Below are 19894 nucleotides of genomic sequence, written 5' to 3'. Positions count from 1 at the left end.
GCGAGAGCCCTGGCATGTGTGAATTATTGGGCATGAGTGCCAACGTCCCCACCGACATCGTGTTCAGCTTTACCGGGCTGATGCAGCGCGGTGGGCGCACCGGCCCGCACCGCGACGGTTGGGGCATTGCGTTTTATGAAGGGCGTGGCCTGCGCTTGTTCCAGGACCCGGCTGCGAGCAGTGAGTCGGAAGTCGCGTTGCTGGTACAGCGTTATCCGATCAAAAGTGAAGTGGTGATTGGCCATATTCGCCAGGCCAACGTCGGCAAGGTCAGCTTGGCCAATACCCACCCGTTTGTGCGCGAACTGTGGGGGCGCAACTGGTGCTTCGCACATAACGGCCAACTGGCAGACTTCAATCCCCGCGCCACGTTCTACCGCCCGGTGGGCGATACCGACAGCGAAGCGGCGTTCTGCGATTTGCTCAATCGCGTGCGCGAAGCCTTTCCTGAGCCGGTGGAGATTGAAAACGTCTTGCCGGACCTGATTGCCGCCTGTTCCGAATACCGCAGCATAGGCGTGTTCAACTGCCTGCTCAGCGATGGCGACTGGCTTTTCTGCTACTGCTCGACCAAATTGGCGCAGATTACCCGCCGCGCACCTTTTGGGCCGGCGCGCTTGAAAGATGTCGACGTGATCGTCGATTTTCAGGCCGAAACCACACCCAATGATCTCGTCACCGTGATCGCCACCGAGCCTTTGACCGACAACGAAAACTGGACCCGTTACGAACCGGGCCAATGGAGCCTGTGGCGACGCGGTGAATGCGTCAGCCAAGGCATCACCGAGTAAGGATATCGACCATGTTGCTCAGTTATCTGCGGTTGGTGCTGTTTGCCATCGGCCTGTTGGTCGGCGTGCAAGTGCCCGGGTTTATCAACGACTACGCCAAGCGCGTCGAGGCTCACCTGATCGAGGCCCAGACCGGCTTGAGCGGGTTCGAAACCACCGCACGGCAGTTCTTCAACGGTGACTTGCAGGCGTTGGTGGCGCATTACCGCGCCAGTGATGATCCCGTGTTCCAGAGCGACGCCAACAGCCTGGGCGCCATGCTTGACCGCCAAGTGGCGCTGGACAAGCAGTTCCAGGCGATGCAAGGGCCTTGGTACATCCGCGCCCTGCAAGTGGCGGTGGCGGCGGACCCGGATATTCGCCAGGAAACCTGGAATGGCTACAGCTACCAGATCCTGCTGACCCCCGAAGCCATGGGCTGGGGGTTGGGCGGGGCGATGCTGTTGTCGTTTGGCATCGAATGCCTGTTCCGCCTGATCGACTGGGTGGTGTTGGGCGGCAAGCGCCTGCGCCAGAGCCGGCCGATAGAAGAGCGTGACCTCAAAGGCCTCTAAAGACCGATGCGGTCAAATGTGGGAGCCGGCTTGCCTGCGATAGCTATTTATCAGTGACTGATACACCGCTATCGCAGCCTAGGCATAGCGAGCCTCTGCTACGCGATATCACATTTAGAATGTGTAGATACCGATGGCTATCCCAGGCAAGCCAGCTCCCACAGTTTAATCGGGTTTCGTCAGTAACATTCTGTCTTCACCGACTTCCCCGGCATAGCGGGCAACGACTTTCTGACACAACCCCACAATCTCCTCCACCAACTCCACCCCCACACGCCACGACACCACCACCTGCAAGTTCGGCAAGCGCTGCGCCATCGGCAGCATCACCAATTCCCCGCGCGCCAGCTCTTCTCTGACCAGCACCGGCGGCAACGCACCAATCCCAAAGCCATCGCGCAGCAAGCGGGTAATCGCCGACACCGAGTTCACGCAGTTCATCCGTGGCGCGGCCACGCCGTTGGCCTGCATCAGGCTGATGACGTCCTGGTGCGGGTGGGAATTTTTCGAGTAGGTGATGATGCGCTCCTGGGCCAGTTCGGCGAGGGAAGCGTACTCCCGATTGTAGATTGATTGGCTGGCGACGATCCACGCCATGGGGTGGCTGGCCAGCTCCAGGCTGCGTACGCTTTCGAGGCGCAGCAGGTCGGTTTGCAGGATCAGGTCGAGGAAGCCTTTTTGCAGTTGATCGCTGAGGTTCAGCGCGGTATCGGCGACCAACTCGATTTCTACCAATGGGAAATGGTCCATCAGTTCCGCCACCAGCGGGCTGAGCCACGTGTGGATCACCGTGTCCATGGCGCCGATGCGGATGCGCCCGACCTTGCTGCTGGTGGTCTCCAGGGACTGCTTCAAACCCTGCAGGGTCACCAGCATCTGCTCGGCATAATCGAGCACCTTCAAGCCTTCCGGGGTCAGGCTCACGCCGCGTGAGTCACGCAGAAACAACTTCACCCCCAGCTCGTTTTCCAGCACGGCGATGCGGCTTGAGATCGAGGCCTGGGTGGTGAACAACTTCTCGGCGGTCAGGCGGAAACTCTTGAGTTTGGCCACCCAGACGAAGGTTTCGAGAAACTTCAAATTCATGGGATCAACTTTTTCTTATGCATGGATCGGTTTTTATTAGTTGGACGCCGCACCGGGCCAGCGCCAAAAATCGAGCTATTCCACGATAAGCGCCGTTGGGGTGTCAGGACAAGTTGCGAGTTCTGCGTAAAAAAACCCACACTACAAAAAAACAAAGCCTACAGGAGCACCTACCGTGAGCCGTTTGCTACTGAATTGCGATATTGGCGAAAGCTTCGGCAACTGGACCATGGGTCTGGACGCCGAGATCATGCCGTTCATTGATTGCGCCAACGTGGCGTGCGGCTTCCATGCCGGTGACCCGAGCATCATGCGCAAAACCGTCAGCCTGGCGCTCAAGCACGGCGTGCAAATCGGCGCGCACCCGGCCTACCAGGACCTGCAGGGCTTCGGCCGCCGCTCCATGGCTTACACTGCGCAGGAAATCCAGGACCTGTTGCACTATCAGATCGGCGCCCTTGAAGGTATGTGCCGGGCGCAAGGTGGGCGGGTCAGCTACGTTAAACCCCACGGCGCGATGTACAACGACATGATGGCCAACCCTATGCAGTTGCGCGCCGTGATCCAGGCCGTCGCCGCTTATGGCGAGCTGCCGCTGATGCTGCTGGCCACTCGCGACAACAGCGTGGCCCAGGCGTTGGGTAACGAATATGGGGTGACCCTGTGGTTCGAAGCCTTCGCCGACCGGGCCTACGACAACAATGGCCATCTGGTGTCCCGCCAGTTGCCCGGCGCGGTGCACCACGACTCTGAGACCATCGTGCAGCAAGCCCTGACCATTTCCCGTGGCGAGGCGCTAACCGCGAGCGACGGCAGCCCGCTGGCCTTACAGGCCAATACCCTGTGCGTGCATGGCGACAACGCCAGTTCCGTCGCAGCTGTACAGCGCATCCGCGAGGCCTTGAAACCAGCATGAAGCCACGGATTGAAGTGGTGGCCATCGACTGCCTGATGGTACGTCTGTTTGATGCAATCGCCGAAGCCAACATGCCCTGGATGCTCGCCGCTAGCCAGCGCCTGCGCAGAGGGTTTGGCGCGGCATTGGTGGACCTGGTGCCGTCGTACACCACCTTGATGGTGCATTACGACCTCACCGTCTTGAGCCCAGCCCAGGCACGGGAGCTGATCACTCACGCCCTCACCGACCTGCAGCCGCAAGCCCAGGGCGGCGGCCAGCGCCACGTGCTGCCGGTGTGGTACGACCTGAGCGTCGGCCCGGAATTGACCTTGCTCAGCCAACGCAGCGGGCTGGCCATCGACGACGTGATCCGCCGCCACAGCGCCCACGAATATCAGGTGTTCGCCCTTGGCTTCGCGCCTGGCTTTGCCTTTATGGGGCTGGTGGATGAAATCCTCGCCACGCCACGCCTCAACACCCCGCGCAAGCGCGTGGCGGCCGGCAGCGTGGGCATCGCCGAACGGCAAACCGCCGCCTACCCGGTGGTATCCCCGGGTGGCTGGAACCTGATCGGCCGCACCCCGGCCAAGCTGTTCGACCGTGATCGCGACGGCTACAGCCTGATGCAACCGGGCGACACCGTACGTTTCGAACCGGTCGATCACGCCCAGTTCATCAAATTAGGTGGCGATGACACCCCGTTGGAGGCACAGGCATGAGCCGCTTGATCATCGAGGCCAGCACGCCGCTGTGCCTGCTGCAGGACGCCGGTCGCTTTGGCGTGCGCCACTTGGGCGTGACCCAGGGCGGCGCGCTGGATTGGGTGTCGATGTCCTGGGCCAACTGGCTACTGGGTAACGCACTGGACGCGCCAGTGGTGGAAATCACCCTCGGCGGCTTTACCGTGCAAGCCGACGATTATTGCCTGCTGGCTCTGGCCGGTGCAGACCTGGGTGCGTATGTCGACGAGCGCGCTATCAGCCCCGGCCGCAGTTTTATCCTGCAAAAGGGCCAGCGTTTGCGCTTCACCCAGCCTTTCAGTGGGGCGCGCGCGTACCTGGCGGCGCCGGGCGGGTTCGATGCGCCGGATGTGCTGGGCAGTTGCGCCACCGTTGTGCGGGAGGAATTGGGCGGGGTAGACGGTTTTGGCAAGGCGCTGGCCGAAGGCGGGCGCCTGGTCTATTCCGGTACAGGCGGTGCAATGAAGGTGCTGAATGCCCAGGAGGTGCCATCCGGTAAGCCGCTGGACGTGATTGTCGGCGCGCAGATCGGTCAGTTCAGCGGCCAAAGCCTGTTCGATGCGTTCAACACCGAATGGGCCCTCGACAGCCGCGCCGACCGCATGGGCATGCGCTTGCTGGGCACGCCGTTGCAGTACCAGGGACCGTCGTTGATTTCCGAGGGGATTGCGCTGGGGGCGATCCAGGTGCCGCCGGATGGGCAGCCGATTGTGTTGCTTAATGATCGGCAGACGATTGGGGGGTATCCGCGTCTGGGGGCGTTGACGCCGCTGTCGCTGGCGCGATTGGCGCAGTGCTTGCCGGGAGAGAAGGTGAAGTTGGCGCCGGTCGTACAACCGACAGCCTACCAGCAGCACATTGAGTATTTGCGCCGATTTAACTAACGGCGCTGTTCAAAATGTGGGCGCGCCGTTTATTTGGAGAGAAACCGCATCCCTTCTTCCAACCCCCGCAGGGTCAACGGATACATCTGATCCTCCACCAACTCCCGCACAATCTCCGTCGACGCCGTATACCCCCAAGTATCCTTCGGATACGGGTTAATCCAGATCAGCTTTTTGTACTTGGCCATGAAGCGCTGCATCCACACATACCCCGGCTCTTCATTCCAGTGCTCGACGCTGCCACCCGCCTGGGTAATCTCATACGGCGCCATCGACGCGTCGCCGATAAAGATCACTTTGTAATCGGCGCCATACTTGTGCAGCAGGTCCTGGGTTGACGTGCGTTCGGACGTGCGGCGCAGGTTGTTCTTCCACACCGATTCGTACACAAAGTTGTGGAAGTAGAAGTACTCCAGGTGTTTGAACTCGGTCTTGCACGCGGAGAACAGCTCTTCGCAGATTTTCACGTGGGCATCCATCGAGCCGCCGATGTCGAACAGCAGCAACAGCTTGATGGTGTTGCGTCGCTCCGGGCGCATTTGGATATTCAGCAGCCCGGCATCGCGGGCGGTGTGGTCGATGGTGCCGTCAATGTCCAGCTCTTCCGCCGCACCCTGGCGCGCGAATTTGCGCAGGCGGCGCAGGGCGATTTTGATGTTGCGCGTGCCCAGCTCGACCTGGTCGTCGAGGTTCTTGTACTCGCGCTGGTCCCAGACTTTCACCGCCTTGCCCTGGCGCTTGCCGGCATCGCCGACACGAATACCCTCGGGGTTGTAGCCGCCGGAACCGAACGGGCTGGTGCCGCCGGTGCCAATCCATTTGTTGCCGCCGGCGTGGCGTTCCTTCTGTTCTTCCAGGCGTTTCTTGAATTCCTCGATCAATTTGTCGAGGCCGCCGAGGGACTGGATCTGCGCGCGTTCCTCATCGCTCAGCGAGCGTTCGAATTCCTTGCGCAACCAGTCTTCGGGGATCAGTGCCTGCAGGTGGTCGTCGAGTTTTTCCAGGCCGTTGAAATACGCGCCGAAGGCGCGGTCAAACTTGTCGAAATGCCGTTCGTCCTTCACCAGGATTGCCCGGGCCAAGTAGTAAAACTCGTCCATGTCGGCGAAGGTCACGCGCTGTTTCAGCGCGTTGATCAGGTCGAGCAGCTCGCGCACCGACACCGGCACCTTGGCGGCGCGCATCTCGTTGAACAGGTTGAGCAGCATCAGCGATTACCGCGACGGCTCATGAACGCCAGACGCTCCAACAACTGCACGTCTTGCTCGTTCTTCACCAGCGCACCGGCCAGCGGCGGGATGGCCTTGGTCGGGTCGCGCTCGCGCAGCACGGCTTCGCCGATGTTGTCGGCCATCAGCAGCTTGAGCCAGTCGACGAGTTCGGAGGTGGACGGTTTTTTCTTCAGCCCGGGTACTTTGCGCACGTCGAAGAACACGTCCAGCGCTTCGCTGACCAGGTCTTTCTTGATGTCGGGATAGTGCACATCGACGATCTTTTGCAGGGTGGTGCGGTCGGGGAAGGCGATGTAATGGAAGAAGCAGCGGCGCAGGAACGCGTCCGGCAGCTCTTTTTCGTTGTTGGAGGTAATGATGATGATCGGGCGCTTCTTCGCCTTGATGGTCTCATCGATTTCGTAGACGTAGAACTCCATTTTGTCGAGTTCTTGCAGCAGGTCGTTGGGGAACTCGATGTCGGCCTTGTCGATTTCATCGATCAGCAGGATTACCCGCTCTTCGGACTCGAAGGCTTCCCAGAGCTTGCCCTTCTTCAAGTAGTTGCGCACGTCGTGCACCTTATCCACGCCCAGTTGCGAGTCGCGCAGGCGGCTGACCGCGTCGTACTCGTAGAGGCCCTGATGGGCCTTGGTGGTGGACTTGATGTGCCAGGTGATCAGCTTGGCGCCGAAGGATTCGGCCAGTTGCTCGGCAAGCATGGTCTTGCCCGTGCCAGGCTCGCCCTTGACCAGCAGCGGTCGCTCCAGGGTGATGGCGGCGTTGACGGCCAGTTTCAGGTCGTCGGTGGCAACGTAGGCCTGGGTGCCTTCGAACTTCATCGGTATTTCCTCGAATTCATCAATGGCCGGACTATACCGCGCAGCCCTGGCGACTGTGAACGCAGACGGACTATTCAGTCTCTGAATGGTCAGTCAGGCCTAGTCCGCCGAGGGCTTGGGCTGTTCATAGCGCGCATTGAATGCCTGGATGAATCCATTACGCAAGATCGAGATAAAGGCCGAGAACGCGCTGACATCTTGCTGGTGCACGCTGCCACTGAGCTCGACGCGGCTGGCGAACTGGTTTTCGCTCTGGTTTTTCAGCACTGTTTCACTGGCGCCGACCACGGCTTCCCAGATCGAGCGGAAGATGTTCTTGTCCTTGTTCTCCACGTCCTGCTTCCAGTCGAACACTTCCACGTTGCGCAGCAGCGGTTTGATGTAACCCGTCAGTTGGCCTTTTTCGGCCTGGGCTTCGATCACCACGTCGCCGGTGCCGGCCTTGAAGTCGAACTTGCCGTAGGCCGAGGCGAAGTCATTCATGCGCTTGAGCTGCAGGTCGCGGGCGCGGAAGCGGAACTCGAATTCTTCAAAGTCGCTCAGCGGATCAAACGTCGCCGTGGCCTCCAGTGGCGCCTGGCCTTGCAGCAAGGCCTTGCCTTCGAAGCGCGCGTCGCGCTTGCCTTTGACGTCCACCACGTTGGTGAGGTTGTAGAAACTGGCATTGACCGAGGTGGTGTTGATGTTCACCGGCGGTTTGGAATTGAAGTTGTGGAACGAAATCTTGCCGTCTTCAATGCGCATTTCATTCAGGGTGATCGGCAGCAGTTTTCTCAACTGTTCCTGCCAGTCGGTGCCTTCACCCGTCTGTGACGCCTGCTTGTTGGCGCCGCCGTCGACGAAGTTGAGCTCCGGCTTGACGAAATGCCCCTCGGCGACCACCGCATGGTCGTACCACAACGAGTGCCAGCTCACGGCAAATTCGATCAACGGCGCGTTGACGAACGGTACGGGCACCTTGCCGTCGACCTTGACGATCTTCAGGCCATTGATGCGATAGGCACCGCGCCACAACGCCAAGTCCACATCAGTGACTTCGCCACGGTAGTCGCCCATGTCGGCGAGCTTTTCATTCAAATAGTTGCGCACCAGATAGGGCAGCGCGATGTTCAAGGCAACCAATACCACCACCAGCCCGGCGACGGTCCATAGCGGCCAACTGTAACGACGTTTCATGGTGCAGATCTCCTTGCAGTTAGGAGGTTGACTGTTTTGAATGCGACAACGTTCCTCCGACTGGACGCTTCGAGAGGTGAGGCATACCCTTGGGCCTTTCTGGAAACTGCCAAATAGGACCCGTCATGAGCCGTATCTTTGCAGACAACGCGCACTCCATCGGTAATACGCCGCTGGTTCAGATCAACCGTATCGCACCGCGTGGCGTGACCATTCTGGCCAAGATCGAGGGGCGTAACCCGGGTTACTCGGTGAAATGCCGCATTGGCGCCAACATGATCTGGGACGCTGAAAGCACTGGCAAACTCAAGCCGGGCATGACCATTGTCGAACCCACCTCCGGCAACACCGGCATCGGCCTGGCGTTTGTCGCCGCTGCCCGTGGCTATAAATTGCTGCTGACCATGCCGGCGTCCATGAGTATCGAGCGGCGCAAAGTGCTCAAGGCCCTGGGGGCCGAATTGGTGCTGACCGAACCGGCCAAGGGCATGAAGGGCGCTATCGAAAAGGCTGGCGAAATCGTCGCCAGCGATCCGGCCACTTATTTCATGCCGGCTCAATTCGAAAATCCGGCGAATCCGGCGATCCACGAAAAAACCACCGGCCCGGAAATCTGGAATGACACCGATGGCGCCGTGGACGTGCTGGTCGCGGGCGTGGGTACCGGCGGCACCATCACCGGCGTGTCGCGCTATATCAAGAACATTCAGGGCAAGCCGATTCTGTCGGTGGCCGTCGAGCCAATCGTGTCGCCGGTGATCACCCAGGCGCTGGCCGGTGAGGAAATCAAGCCGAGCCCGCACAAGATTCAGGGCATCGGCGCCGGTTTCGTGCCGAAAAACCTCGACCTGTCGATGGTCGACCGCGTGGAACTGGTCACCGACGACGAATCCAAGGCCATGGCACGGCGTCTGATGCAAGAAGAAGGGATTCTGTGCGGCATCTCCTGCGGCGCCGCGATGGCCGTGGCGGTGCGCCTGGCCGAGAAGCCGGAAATGCAAGGCAAGACCATCGTGGTGATTCTGCCGGACTCCGGTGAGCGTTACCTGTCGAGCATGCTGTTCAGCGATTTGTTTACCGAACAGGAAAACCAGGCTTGATGTGAATCAGCGCAGGTAAGCTAGGCCTTCTGCATACTGGCCCAAATGTTTATCATGGCCGGCTGCTACGTCTGCTGTTGGCCAGGCGCTTATTTCCAGGAGTTGCTGCATGACCTTTTCTTTGGCCGCCAAACTGTCGGTGTTGCTGTTGTTTATTGGCAGCACGCTGTATGTGCACCTGCGCGGTAAGGCCCGTTTGCCGATGTTGCGCCAATTCGTCAACCATTCGGCGCTGTTCGCCCCGTATAACGCTTTGATGTACCTGTTCTCGGCGGTGCCGTCCAAACCGTACCTGGACCGCAGCAAGTTCCCGGAACTGGACGTGCTCAAGGACAACTGGGAAGTGATCCGCGAAGAGGCCATGCACCTGTTCGACGAGGGTTACATCCGCGCTGCCGAAAAGAACAACGACGCCGGCTTCGGGTCGTTCTTCAAGAAGGGCTGGAAGCGTTTCTACCTCAAGTGGTACGACAAACCCCTGCCGTCGGCCGAGGCACTGTGCCCGAAAACCGTAGCACTGGTGAGCAGCATTCCTAACGTGAAAGGCGCGATGTTCGCGCTGTTGCCTGGCGGCAGCCACCTTAACCCGCATCGCGACCCGTTTGCCGGCTCGCTGCGTTACCACCTGGGGTTGTCCACGCCGAATTCCGACGCCTGCCGGATCTTTGTTGACGGCGAGGAATACGCCTGGCGCGACGGTGACGACGTGATGTTCGACGAAACCTACGTGCACTGGGTCAAGAACGAAACCGAGCAGACCCGTGTGATTCTGTTCTGCGACATTGAGCGGCCGCTGAGCAACCGCGTGATGACCCGCGTCAACCGCTGGGTCAGCAAGCAGTTGGGCCGCGCGACTGCACCGCAGAACCTGGATGACGAGCGGGTGGGTGGGATCAACCAGGCGTATGCCTGGAGCAAGACGTTCAGTGACACGTTCAGCGGTGTGGTGAAGCAGTGGAAGCGCAAGCATCCCAAGGCGTACCGGATTGCCCGGCCGGTGTTGGCGGTCGTCGTGCTGGTGCTGCTGTGGAAGTGGCTCTTCGGCTAATTTGAAACGCGTTCAAAACGGTGGGAGCTGGCTTGCCTGCGATGGCGGTGGGCCAGCCAGCCTACCTGCAACTGATACACCGCTATCGCAGGCAAGCCAGCTCCCACATTAGATCTCCAGCGTTTGTCAGGAAGCGATTAGCTGGCGCAACACGTAGTGCAATATGCCGCCGGATTTGAAGTATTCCACTTCATTCAACGTATCAATCCGGCACAGCGCCTCTAGCTTCTCTGTACTGCCATCCTCCCGCGTAATCACCAGCGTCAGGTTCATGCGCGGCACGATCTCTGCTTCCGTCAGCCCAAGAATGTCGACCTGCTCCTTGCCCGTCAGCTTCAGCGACTTGCGGTTCTGGTCCAGCTTGAACTGCAGCGGCAACACGCCCATGCCCACCAGGTTGGAGCGGTGAATGCGTTCGAAGCTCTCGGCAATCACGGCCTTCACACCCAGCAGGTTGGTGCCTTTGGCCGCCCAGTCACGGCTTGAGCCTGTGCCGTATTCCTGGCCGGCAATCACCACCAGCGGCGTGGCCGAAGCCTGGTATTTCATCGCGGCGTCGTAGATCGGCATTTTCTCGCCGGTAGGGATGTACAGCGTATTACCGCCTTCCTCGCCGCCGAGCATTTCATTGCGGATGCGGATGTTGGCAAAGGTGCCGCGCATCATCACTTCATGGTTGCCTCGGCGTGAGCCATAGGAGTTGAAGTCGCGTGGCTCCACGCCTTGTTCTCGCAGGTAACGGCCTGCAGGGCTGTCGGTTTTGATGTTGCCGGCGGGGGAGATGTGGTCAGTGGTGACCGAGTCTCCCAGCATCGCCAGCACATTCGCGCCTTTGACGTCCTTGATCACCGGCAGAGGCCCGGAAATATCGTCGAAGAATGGCGGGTGCTGGATGTAGGTGGAGTCTTTCTGCCACACGTACGTCGCGGCTTGCGGCACTTCAATCGCTTGCCACTGTTCGTCACCGGCAAACACTTCGGCGTATTCCTTGTGGAACATCCCCGTGGTGACTTGAGCGACGGCATCGGCGATTTCCTGGCTGGTGGGCCAGATGTCTTTCAGATAGACCGGATTGCCCGCTTGATCGTTACCCAGCGGTTCGCTGCTGATATCGATACGCACGGTGCCGGCCAGGGCATAAGCCACGACCAGGGGCGGTGACGCCAGCCAGTTGGTCTTGACCAGCGGATGCACGCGGCCTTCGAAGTTGCGGTTGCCGGAGAGCACCGATGCTACGGCAAGGTCAGCTTTCTGGATGGCTTTCTCGATCGGCTCGGGCAACGGCCCGGAGTTGCCGATGCACGTGGTGCAGCCGTAACCCACCAAGTCGAAGCCGAGTTTATCCAGATAGTGGGTGAGACCTGCGGCCTTGTAGTAATCAGTGACCACCTTGGAGCCCGGGGCCAGCGAGGTTTTCACCCAGGGTTTTCGGGTGAGGCCCTTTTCCACAGCCTTTTTCGCCACCAGCCCGGCCGCCATCATCACACTGGGGTTGGAGGTGTTGGTGCAGGAGGTGATCGCGGCGATCACCACGGCACCGTTTTTCAGGCGGTAAGTGTGGCCGTCGTATTCGTAGTCGGTTTCGCCCACCAGGTCGGCATTGCCCACGGCAACCCCGCCGCCGCCTTCGCTTTCGAGGCGACCTTCTTCCTTGTTGGTGGGTTTGAACTGCAGGTCGAGGAAGTCGCTGAATGCCTGGCCGACATTTGGCAGCGACACACGGTCCTGTGGGCGTTTTGGCCCGGCGAGGCTGGCTTCGACGCTACCCATGTCCAGCGCCAGGCTGTCGGTGAATACCGGCTCCTGGCCGGCATTGCGCCACAGGCCCTGCGCCTTGGTGTAGGCCTCAACCAGTTTTACGGTTTCCGTAGGTCGGCCAGACAAGCGCAGGTAGTCCAGCGTTACCTCATCCACCGGGAAAAAGCCGCAGGTGGCGCCGTATTCCGGGGCCATGTTGGCAATGGTCGCGCGGTCGGCCAACGGCAGGTCGGCCAGACCATCGCCGTAGAACTCGACGAATTTACCCACCACGCCTTTCTTGCGCAGCATCTGGGTCACGGTCAGCACCAGGTCAGTGGCGGTGATGCCTTCCTTCAATTTGCCGGTGAGCTTGAAGCCGATCACTTCCGGGATCAGCATCGACACCGGCTGGCCGAGCATCGCGGCTTCCGCTTCGATCCCGCCCACGCCCCAGCCGAGTACGCCGAGGCCGTTGATCATGGTGGTGTGGGAGTCGGTGCCAACCAAGGTGTCGGGGAAGGCGTAGGTGCGGCCGTCTTCGTCCTTGGTCCACACGGTGCGGCCGAGGTATTCGAGGTTGACCTGGTGGCAGATGCCAGTGCCCGGTGGCACCACGCTGAAGTTATCGAAGGCGCTCTGGCCCCAACGCAGGAAGGCGTAGCGTTCGCCGTTGCGCTGCATCTCGATGTCGACGTTTTGCTCGAAGGCGTCGGCGTTGCCGAACTTGTCGACCATCACCGAGTGGTCGATCACCAAATCCACCGGCGACAGCGGGTTGATACGCTGCGGGTCGCCACCGGCCTTGGCCACGGCGGCGCGCATGGCGGCCAGGTCGACCACGGCGGGCACACCGGTAAAGTCTTGCATCAACACCCGGGCGGGGCGGTACTGGATCTCACGGTCGGACTGACGCTCCTTGAGCCAGGCGGCAATGGCCTTGAGGTCGGCGCCAGTGACGGTCTTACCGTCTTCCCAGCGCAGCAGGTTTTCCAGCAGCACCTTGAGCGACATCGGCAGCTTATCGAGGTCGCCCAAGCGCTTGGCGGCTTCGGGCAGGCTGAAGTAGTGGTAGGTTTTACTGTCTATTTCAAGAGTTTTAAGGGTACTCAGGCTATCAAGCGATGACATGACACGACTCCTTATGGTCCGCACGGCTACGGACCTGACGGGACGAACAGAGCTATCAACTTAGCCCTGTTTTCATTAGCAGGCTAATAACTGGACTCTATCGTTAAGTCCAAGGTTCCGAACTCCGTTATCATGCGCGGGTTTTCATGACAGGCATTGCGACAGCGCAACGTCGGTTGATTCACCAGGAGAGTTGATGAACACCCTTTTTATGCACTGCCGCCCGGGTTTTGAAAGCGAAGTCTGTTCCGAGATCGCGGACCTTGCCGCGCGCCTGAACGTTTCCGGCTATGCCAAGGCCAAGACAGGCAGCGCCTGCGCCGAATTTGTCTGCACCGAAGAAGACGGCGCTCAGCGCCTGATGCACGGCCAGCGCTTTGCCGAGCTGATCTTCCCAAGGCAGTGGGCGCGCGGGGTATTCATCGACCTGCCGGAAACTGACCGCATCAGCGTGATCCTCGCTCACCTGCAGGGTTTTCCGGTGTGCGGCAGCCTGTGGCTGGAAATGGTCGACACCAACGACGGCAAGGAACTCTCGAATTTTTGCAAAAAATTCGAAGTGCACCTGCGTAAAGCTTTATTGAGCGCCGGCAAGCTGGTGGATGACCCGAGCAAGCCGCGCCTGCTACTGACCTTCAAAAGCGGCCGTGAAGTGTTCATGGGCCTGGCCGAGCCGAACAACTCGGCCATGTGGCCGATGGGCATCCCGCGCCTCAAGTTCCCGCGTGACGCGCCAAGCCGCTCGACCCTCAAGCTGGAAGAGGCCTGGCACCACTTTATCCCCCGCGACCAATGGGACGAGCGCCTGCACGGCGACATGACCGGCGTCGACCTCGGCGCAGCGCCGGGCGGCTGGACCTGGCAGTTGGTCAACCGCGGCATGCTGGTGACCGCCATCGACAACGGCCCCATGGCCGAAAGCCTGATGGACACCGGCCTGGTGCAGCACTTGATGGCCGACGGCTTTACCTTCGTGCCCAAGCAGCCGGTGGACTGGATGGTCTGCGACATCGTCGAGAAGCCTGCGCGTAACGCCGCGCTGCTGGAAACCTGGATCGGCGAGGGGCACTGCCGTGAAGCGGTGGTGAACTTGAAGTTGCCGATGAAGCAGCGTTACGCCGAAGTGAAGCGCTTGTTGGAGCGCATCGAAGACGGTTTCAAGGCGCGCGGCATTCGCGTGGAGATCGGCTGCAAGCAGCTGTATCACGACCGTGAGGAAGTGACCTGCCATTTGCGTCGGCTGGAAACTGCCAAGAAACCCAAGGCCCGCTGATCTCAAGTCGGGCACCGCTCAAAATGTGGGAGCGGGCTTGCCCGCGATAGCGGTATAACAGTCGATATTTATAGTGAATGTGCCCCTTATCGCGGGCAAGCCCGCTCCCACAGGAGAGCGGGTCTGTTTCAGGAGTGATGTATGAATCAGCCCCTCGATTTGCCCGTAGACGCTGTGCTGGATGCCACCGGCCTCAACTGCCCGGAACCGGTCATGATGCTGCACCAGCACATCCGCGACCTGCCGCCTGGCGGCTTGCTCAAGGTGATCGCGACCGACCCGTCCACGCGCCGCGATATCCCCAAGTTCTGCGTGTTTCTTGACCACGAACTGGTGGATCAGCAGGCGCTGGCCGGTACGTACCTGTACTGGATCCGCAAGAAGTCCGCTTAACCCCGCGCCTTGCCTGCGCGAATGCGCCGGCGTGCACTGCGCGCCAGGCGCACCAGCAACATCCCCGCCGCGCAGCTCAGGCCCACGATCAGCCCTTGCCACAAGCCGCTTGGGCCGCTCGGTGCGCCCAGCCAGTCGGTCAGGCCCAGGGCGTAACCCACCGGCAGCCCCACGCCCCAGTACGCGAACAAGGTCAGCACCATGGTCACCCGTGTGTCCTGATAGCCGCGCAATGCGCCGGCCGCCGTCACTTGGATCGAGTCGGAGAACTGGAACAGCGCGGCGAACACGATCAACGTCGAAGCCAAATGAATGACCACCGGGTCCGGGGTGTAGATCGCCGCAATCTGCTCGCGAAACAGCAGCATCAGGCTGCAGGACAGGCAGGCGTAGGCCAGCGCCGTGCCCATGCCAACACCGGCGGCGAAGCGCGCTTCACGCGGTTCCCCACGCCCCAGCGCCTGACCCACGCGCACGGTGATGGCCATGCTCAAGGAGTAAGGGATCATGAACACCATAGAGCTGATGTTCAGCGCGATCTGATGACCGGACACCACCGTGGCCCCCAAGCCGCCAAGCAGCAGGGCGATCACCGCGAAGATGCTCGACTCGGCGAAGATCGCGATGCCGATGGGTAAGCCAATCCCCAATACGCGCTTGATGACCGCCCACTGCGGCCAGTCGAAACGCTTGAACAGTTCGCTGCTCTGGTAGGCCGGGCCCCAACGGCTCCAGACGGCCAGGCCGAGCATCATCGCCCACATCGAAATGGCCGTGGCCCAGCCGCAGCCCACGCCCCCCATGGCCGGCAGGCCAAGGTGACCATAGATGAAGATGTAGTTCAGCGGAATATTCAGTGCCAGGCCGAACAGGCCCATGACCATGCTGGGCAACGTGCGGCCCAGGCCATCACTGAAACAACGCAGCACGTAATACAGCGCAATGGCCGGCATACCGGCGGCGATGCCATGCAGGTAGCCCATGGTGGGCGCGATCAGGTCCGGTTCAACCTTCATCGCATGCAGGATCGGCTCGGCGCAGAGCAGCAGCAGTGCGCCGATAATGCCGACCACCAAGGCCAGCCACAATGACTGACGCACCAATGGCCCGATTTCGCTGTAATGACCCGCACCGTAGCGTTGGGCGACTTTCGGCGTGGTGGCCAGCAGCGTACCGCTCATGAGCAGGTAGACCGGAATCCAGATCGAGTTGCCCAGGCCCACCGCTGCCAGGTCCTGGGGGCTGACGCGGCCGGCCATCACCGCATCGACAAAGCTCATCGCGGTGGTGGCCAGTTGGCCGATCATGATCGGCAAGGCGAGCGTCAGCAGGCCGCCGACTTCCCGGGTGATGCGGACGGGGCGGCTGAGGATGGCGGTGGCAGTGTTCACGTGCAGATGTCCGATCGAGGTAAGCGCAAGGACCGTGGATTCTACGCATTGACGCATCGGTCAGGAAAAAACCTGTGTTAGCGATTTGTAAGCGCGGGCTGCGATGCCTGTACACTGCGGGTCCGCCAAAGGAGCCTGCCATGCTGATTGTTGCCGACGAAAATATTCCGCTGCTCGATGCATTCTTCCAAGGGTTTGGCGAGATTCGCCGCGTGCCCGGCCGTTCCATCGACCGCGCTACAGTCGAGCAGGCCGATGTATTGCTGGTGCGCTCGGTGACCAACGTCAACCGTGCCCTGTTGGAGGGCAGCAAGGTGCGCTTTGTCGGTACCTGCACCATCGGCACCGATCACCTGGACCTCGACTACTTCAAGCGGGCCGGCATCCAATGGGCCAGCGCCCCCGGCTGCAATGCCCGTGGCGTTGTGGATTATGTGTTGGGCAGCCTGATGACCCTGGCTGAGATCGAAGGCGTCGACCTCAATCAGCGCATTTACGGCGTGGTCGGTGCCGGTGAAGTCGGTGGGCGGTTGGTGAAGGTGCTCAAGGGCCTGGGCTGGAACGTCCTGGTCTGCGACCCGCCACGGCAGATCGCCGAAGATGGCGATTACGTCAGCCTGGCGCAGATCATCGAGCAATGCGATGTGATCAGCCTGCACACGCCGCTGACCAAATCCGGCAACGGCTCTACCTGGCACCTGCTTGACCGCCAGCGCCTTGAGCAACTCAAACCCGGCACCTGGCTGATCAACGCCAGCCGTGGCGCAGTGGTGGACAACGCCGCCCTGCGCGAGGTACTGCTGGAACGCGAAGACCTGCAAGCGGTGCTGGATGTGTGGGAAGGCGAACCGCAGGTGGATGTCGACCTGGCTGACTTGTGTGTGCTGGCCACGCCGCACATCGCCGGCTACAGCCTGGAAGGCCGGCAGCGCGGCACGGCGCAGATTTATAAGGCGTTCTGTTCGCACTTGGGCCAGGAACCGGGTATTCAACTGAGCGACCTGCTGCCACCGTTGTGGCTGGACGAGGTGCATTTGAATGCATCGACCGATCCGGCCTGGGCGCTGACAACCCTGTGCCGCAGCGTGTACGACCCGCGCCGCGATGATGCGGATTTCCGCCGCAGCCTTGTGGGAACCGTGGAAGAGCAGCGCAAGGCTTTTGACCTGCTGCGCAAGCATTATCCCGCACGCCGAGAGATCGACGGTGTGAAGGTGCGAATCAATGGGGCGTCGACGGCGCTGGCCAGTATTGTTTCCGCATTGGGCGCGCAGACGATTTAAACGCCAATAAAAAACCCGGCCATCTGGGCCGGGTTTGAAAGAGCGTGGCGCTTCAGCCTTGCTGGGCAGGCTTGACTAATTTTTCTTCCAGTTCGCTGCAGGCTTGCTGGATCATCTCTTCGGTGATCTGCACTTCACGGCCCTGGGCGTCGATGTACGAGCAAGGCAACTGCTGCGGCTGGCGGATCACTTCAATGTTGGCATCGCTGCTATTTTGCAAGGCCATGGCCTGTCTCCTCATCAGGTTGTATACCCACTTTAAGACCCCCGCGTGACCGAGCTGTTACAACTTCCTACCCGTTCAGCGGTTCAGACACCCAGTCGACCAGAAACCGATACAAATTTCCAGCCAGGCGTTAGACCGGTAGCCTCTAGGGGCAACATCGCGGGGCATAATTAACCTGACTCATTGTTATTTAGGCAAGTTCCCCCAATGTTGTGGTGTAGATAACTTTATCCCCTCCACAGGTGATGCCCTCCATGTTCTCAGCCCGTCAACGCCGCGCAATTCGCCTGGCCAGCCGTTTCATTGGGCCCTACCGCTGGCAGGCGCTCGGCGCCCTGTTGGCGCTTATCGTCACGGCCGGTATTACCTTGTCCATGGGGCAGGGCATTCGCTTGCTGGTGGACCAGGGCTTCATGACCCAGTCACCGCACCTGCTCAACCAGTCCATTGGACTGTTCATGATCCTGGTATTGGGCCTCGCCGTGGGCACGTTTGCGCGGTTTTACCTGGTGTCGTGGATTGGCGAGCGGGTGGTGGCGGATATCCGTCGGCAGGTGTTCAACCACCTGATCTACCTGCATCCGGGCTTCTATGAGAACAACCGCAGTTCGGAGATCCAGTCGCGGCTGACCACCGACACCACCTTGCTGCAGTCGGTGATCGGCTCGTCGCTGTCACTGTTCCTGCGCAACGCCTTGATGGTCATCGGTGGCATCGTGCTGCTGTTTGTCACCAATCCCAAGCTCACCAGTATCGTGGTGGTGGCGTTGCCGCTGGTGCTGGCGCCGATCCTGCTTTTCGGTCGGCGCGTGCGCAGCCTGTCGCGACAAAGCCAGGACCGCATCGCTGATGTGGGCAGCTATGTGTCCGAGACCCTCGGTCAGATCAAGACCGTGCAGGCGTACAACCACCAGGTGCAGGACGAACAGCGCTTCGCCATGACCGTGGAAGACGCATTCACCACCGCGCGTAAACGCATCACACAGCGCGCCTGGCTGATTACCCTGGTGATCATGCTGGTGCTCGGCGCCGTGGGCGTGATGTTGTGGGTCGGCGGCATGGACGTCATCAGCGGGCGCATTTCCGGCGGTGAGCTGGCGGCATTTGTGTTCTACAGCCTGATCGTCGGCAGTGCCGTCGGCACCCTGAGCGAAGTGCTCGGCGAATTGCAGCGCGCCGCCGGTGCCGCCGAGCGGATTGGCGAGTTGTTGCAGTCGAGCAACGACATCCAGGCGCCGGCCAGCGGCACTGTCCAATTACCTGAGCGGGTCAGCGGCCGCATGGCGCTACACGACCTGCGCTTTTCCTACCCGTCACGGCCGGACAGCTTCGCCATCGACGGCTTGAACCTGACGATCAATCCCGGTGAGACCCTGGCCTTGGTCGGCCCGTCCGGCGCGGGCAAATCGACGATTTTCGACCTGTTGCTACGTTTCTACGATCCCCAGCAAGGCCGCATCCTGATTGAAGGCCACGCGCTGACCGATCTCGACCCCATGGACCTGCGCCGCCACTTCGCCCTGGTATCCCAGAGCCCGGCGCTGTTCTACGGCAGCGTCGAAGAAAATATCCGCTATGGCAACCCGACGGCCACTTCAGAACACGTCGAAGCCGCCGCGCGCATCGCCCATGCCCACGACTTCATCCTGCAAATGCCCAATGGCTACCAGACCCACCTCGGCGACGGCGGCATGGGCCTCTCCGGCGGCCAACGCCAACGCCTGGCCATCGCCCGCGCGTTGCTGGTGGACGCGCCGATCCTGTTGCTGGACGAGGCCACCAGCGCGCTGGATGCCCAGAGTGAACACCTGATCCAGCAAGCGCTGCCGCAATTGATGCAGGGGCGTACCACGCTGGTGATCGCGCATCGCTTGGCGACGGTGAAGAATGCTGACCGGATTGCGGTAATGGACCAGGGCAAGCTGGTGGCAGTAGGTACGCATCAACAGTTGATTGCGAGCAATCCGTTGTATGCGCGGTTGGCGGCGTTGCAGTTCAGTGATGGGGTGGAAGAGCCTGCTTCACATTAAATCCCGCTGAAAAAAATGCCCGCATCTCTCAATGCGGGCATTTTCATTGTGGCGGGCAAAAAGCGCGCAGCCTCGTTTTACTCGACAGCGCCTACATGAC

The 19894-nt window shown here is 60.7% G+C and carries 18 protein-coding genes; 11 read left to right on the top strand and 7 right to left on the bottom strand.

What is annotated here, in order from left to right:
* Window positions 1–14: 14 nt before the first annotated feature.
* The gene (locus AACY08_RS20465) at window positions 15–791 is read left to right on the top strand and encodes a class II glutamine amidotransferase (RefSeq protein WP_339471181.1); all 777 of its coding nucleotides are present in this window, start codon (window positions 15–17) and stop codon (window positions 789–791) included.
* 11 nt (window positions 792–802) lie between these two features.
* Complete coding sequence (locus tag AACY08_RS20460; RefSeq protein ID WP_049709451.1) at window positions 803–1345, top strand: DUF2937 family protein; 543 nt, start codon at window positions 803–805, stop codon at window positions 1343–1345.
* Between the two features lie 165 nt (window positions 1346–1510).
* Here the strand turns inward: AACY08_RS20460 and AACY08_RS20455 are convergent, their stop codons facing one another.
* Window positions 1511–2431, bottom strand: a complete 921-nt coding sequence (locus AACY08_RS20455) for a LysR family transcriptional regulator (RefSeq protein WP_339471180.1) — start codon at window positions 2429–2431, stop codon at window positions 1511–1513.
* 175 nt (window positions 2432–2606) lie between these two features.
* On the opposite strand from AACY08_RS20455, the gene AACY08_RS20450 reads away from it, so the two are divergent.
* From AACY08_RS20450 to AACY08_RS20440, 3 genes are read left to right on the top strand one after another with little or no spacing between them, the layout of a single operon-like run.
* Complete coding sequence (locus tag AACY08_RS20450) at window positions 2607–3347, top strand: 5-oxoprolinase subunit PxpA (protein ID WP_339471179.1); 741 nt, start codon at window positions 2607–2609, stop codon at window positions 3345–3347.
* Window positions 3344–4048, top strand: coding sequence for a 5-oxoprolinase subunit B family protein (locus tag AACY08_RS20445; protein WP_339471177.1), 705 nt, complete (start codon window positions 3344–3346; stop codon window positions 4046–4048). Before AACY08_RS20450 ends, AACY08_RS20445 begins: the two co-directional genes overlap by 4 nt.
* Complete coding sequence (locus AACY08_RS20440; protein ID WP_339438703.1) at window positions 4045–4953, top strand: 5-oxoprolinase subunit C family protein; 909 nt, start codon at window positions 4045–4047, stop codon at window positions 4951–4953. The genes AACY08_RS20445 and AACY08_RS20440 overlap by 4 nt, the downstream gene beginning before the upstream one ends.
* 29 nt (window positions 4954–4982) lie before the next feature.
* Here AACY08_RS20440 and AACY08_RS20435 read toward each other — a convergent pair whose 3' ends face one another.
* The 3 genes from AACY08_RS20435 to AACY08_RS20425 all read right to left on the bottom strand — a co-directional run bounded on the left by AACY08_RS20435 (window position 4983) and on the right by AACY08_RS20425 (window position 8182).
* A complete protein-coding gene (locus AACY08_RS20435) occupies window positions 4983–6161 on the bottom strand; it encodes a vWA domain-containing protein (protein WP_339471175.1) in 1179 nt (392 codons plus the stop codon).
* Window positions 6161–7006, bottom strand: coding sequence for an AAA family ATPase (locus AACY08_RS20430; protein WP_003210690.1), 846 nt, complete (start codon window positions 7004–7006; stop codon window positions 6161–6163). Before AACY08_RS20430 ends, AACY08_RS20435 begins: the two co-directional genes overlap by 1 nt.
* Window positions 7007–7105: 99 nt before the next feature.
* Window positions 7106–8182, bottom strand: coding sequence for a DUF748 domain-containing protein (locus AACY08_RS20425; RefSeq protein WP_339471174.1), 1077 nt, complete (start codon window positions 8180–8182; stop codon window positions 7106–7108).
* A gap of 125 nt (window positions 8183–8307) precedes the next feature.
* Here AACY08_RS20425 and cysK point away from each other — a divergent pair, with 125 nt between their 5' ends.
* Both cysK and AACY08_RS20415 read left to right on the top strand, forming a co-directional pair.
* Window positions 8308–9282, top strand: a complete 975-nt coding sequence (gene cysK / locus AACY08_RS20420) for a cysteine synthase A (RefSeq protein ID WP_339414883.1) — start codon at window positions 8308–8310, stop codon at window positions 9280–9282.
* Between the two features lie 109 nt (window positions 9283–9391).
* On the top strand, window positions 9392–10330 hold the full coding sequence (locus tag AACY08_RS20415) for an aspartyl/asparaginyl beta-hydroxylase domain-containing protein (RefSeq protein ID WP_339471173.1): 939 nt from the start codon (window positions 9392–9394) through the stop codon (window positions 10328–10330).
* Between the two features lie 126 nt (window positions 10331–10456).
* Here the strand turns inward: AACY08_RS20415 and acnA are convergent, their stop codons facing one another.
* Window positions 10457–13198 carry an aconitate hydratase AcnA gene (gene acnA, locus AACY08_RS20410; protein ID WP_339471172.1) on the bottom strand — a complete coding sequence of 914 codons (2742 nt, stop codon included), beginning with the start codon at window positions 13196–13198 and terminating at the stop codon, window positions 10457–10459.
* A gap of 196 nt (window positions 13199–13394) precedes the next feature.
* On the opposite strand from acnA, the gene rlmM reads away from it, so the two are divergent.
* Both rlmM and tusA read left to right on the top strand, forming a co-directional pair.
* Window positions 13395–14471, top strand: coding sequence for a 23S rRNA (cytidine(2498)-2'-O)-methyltransferase RlmM (gene rlmM / locus AACY08_RS20405; RefSeq protein WP_339471171.1), 1077 nt, complete (start codon window positions 13395–13397; stop codon window positions 14469–14471).
* Window positions 14472–14612: 141 nt separating this feature from the next.
* The gene (gene tusA / locus AACY08_RS20400) at window positions 14613–14864 is read left to right on the top strand and encodes a sulfurtransferase TusA (RefSeq protein ID WP_339414879.1); all 252 of its coding nucleotides are present in this window, start codon (window positions 14613–14615) and stop codon (window positions 14862–14864) included.
* On the opposite strand, the gene AACY08_RS20395 is transcribed toward tusA, so the two are convergent.
* Complete coding sequence (locus AACY08_RS20395) at window positions 14861–16255, bottom strand: MATE family efflux transporter (RefSeq protein ID WP_339471170.1); 1395 nt, start codon at window positions 16253–16255, stop codon at window positions 14861–14863. The two genes, tusA and AACY08_RS20395, sit on opposite strands and share 4 nt — an antisense overlap.
* Window positions 16256–16395: 140 nt before the next feature.
* On the opposite strand from AACY08_RS20395, the gene pdxB reads away from it, so the two are divergent.
* The gene (gene pdxB, locus AACY08_RS20390; RefSeq protein WP_339471169.1) at window positions 16396–17538 is read left to right on the top strand and encodes a 4-phosphoerythronate dehydrogenase PdxB; all 1143 of its coding nucleotides are present in this window, start codon (window positions 16396–16398) and stop codon (window positions 17536–17538) included.
* A gap of 52 nt (window positions 17539–17590) precedes the next feature.
* Here pdxB and AACY08_RS20385 read toward each other — a convergent pair whose 3' ends face one another.
* Complete coding sequence (locus AACY08_RS20385; RefSeq protein WP_339471167.1) at window positions 17591–17764, bottom strand: PA1571 family protein; 174 nt, start codon at window positions 17762–17764, stop codon at window positions 17591–17593.
* Window positions 17765–18009: 245 nt separating this feature from the next.
* Here AACY08_RS20385 and AACY08_RS20380 point away from each other — a divergent pair, with 245 nt between their 5' ends.
* On the top strand, window positions 18010–19794 hold the full coding sequence (locus AACY08_RS20380; protein ID WP_339437152.1) for an ABC transporter transmembrane domain-containing protein: 1785 nt from the start codon (window positions 18010–18012) through the stop codon (window positions 19792–19794).
* Window positions 19795–19894 lie beyond the last annotated feature (100 nt).

It is taken from the genome of Pseudomonas sp. EL_65y_Pfl1_R83 (genome assembly GCF_963970695.1).
In the GTDB taxonomy this organism is placed as follows: domain Bacteria; phylum Pseudomonadota; class Gammaproteobacteria; order Pseudomonadales; family Pseudomonadaceae; genus Aquipseudomonas; species Aquipseudomonas tritici.
Note: the sequence above shows the minus strand (reverse complement) of the source record. Positions and strands in the feature narration are given on the sequence as shown.

What these genes read in the sequence shown, in the direction of transcription:
- AACY08_RS20465 (WP_339471181.1), top strand. Translation starts at nt 15, where the DNA reads ATGTGTGAATTATTGGGCATGAGTGCCAACGTCCCCACCGACATCGTG.
- AACY08_RS20460 (WP_049709451.1), top strand. Translation starts at nt 803, where the DNA reads ATGTTGCTCAGTTATCTGCGGTTGGTGCTGTTTGCCATCGGCCTGTTG.
- AACY08_RS20455 (WP_339471180.1), bottom strand. Translation starts at nt 2,431, where the DNA reads ATGAATTTGAAGTTTCTCGAAACCTTCGTCTGGGTGGCCAAACTCAAG.
- AACY08_RS20445 (WP_339471177.1), top strand. Translation starts at nt 3,344, where the DNA reads ATGAAGCCACGGATTGAAGTGGTGGCCATCGACTGCCTGATGGTACGT.
- AACY08_RS20440 (WP_339438703.1), top strand. Translation starts at nt 4,045, where the DNA reads ATGAGCCGCTTGATCATCGAGGCCAGCACGCCGCTGTGCCTGCTGCAG.
- AACY08_RS20435 (WP_339471175.1), bottom strand. Translation starts at nt 6,161, where the DNA reads ATGCTGCTCAACCTGTTCAACGAGATGCGCGCCGCCAAGGTGCCGGTG.
- AACY08_RS20430 (WP_003210690.1), bottom strand. Translation starts at nt 7,006, where the DNA reads ATGAAGTTCGAAGGCACCCAGGCCTACGTTGCCACCGACGACCTGAAA.
- AACY08_RS20425 (WP_339471174.1), bottom strand. Translation starts at nt 8,182, where the DNA reads ATGAAACGTCGTTACAGTTGGCCGCTATGGACCGTCGCCGGGCTGGTG.
- cysK (WP_339414883.1), top strand. Translation starts at nt 8,308, where the DNA reads ATGAGCCGTATCTTTGCAGACAACGCGCACTCCATCGGTAATACGCCG.
- AACY08_RS20415 (WP_339471173.1), top strand. Translation starts at nt 9,392, where the DNA reads ATGACCTTTTCTTTGGCCGCCAAACTGTCGGTGTTGCTGTTGTTTATT.
- acnA (WP_339471172.1), bottom strand. Translation starts at nt 13,198, where the DNA reads ATGTCATCGCTTGATAGCCTGAGTACCCTTAAAACTCTTGAAATAGAC.
- rlmM (WP_339471171.1), top strand. Translation starts at nt 13,395, where the DNA reads ATGAACACCCTTTTTATGCACTGCCGCCCGGGTTTTGAAAGCGAAGTC.
- tusA (WP_339414879.1), top strand. Translation starts at nt 14,613, where the DNA reads ATGAATCAGCCCCTCGATTTGCCCGTAGACGCTGTGCTGGATGCCACC.
- pdxB (WP_339471169.1), top strand. Translation starts at nt 16,396, where the DNA reads ATGCTGATTGTTGCCGACGAAAATATTCCGCTGCTCGATGCATTCTTC.
- AACY08_RS20385 (WP_339471167.1), bottom strand. Translation starts at nt 17,764, where the DNA reads ATGGCCTTGCAAAATAGCAGCGATGCCAACATTGAAGTGATCCGCCAG.
- AACY08_RS20380 (WP_339437152.1), top strand. Translation starts at nt 18,010, where the DNA reads ATGCCCTCCATGTTCTCAGCCCGTCAACGCCGCGCAATTCGCCTGGCC.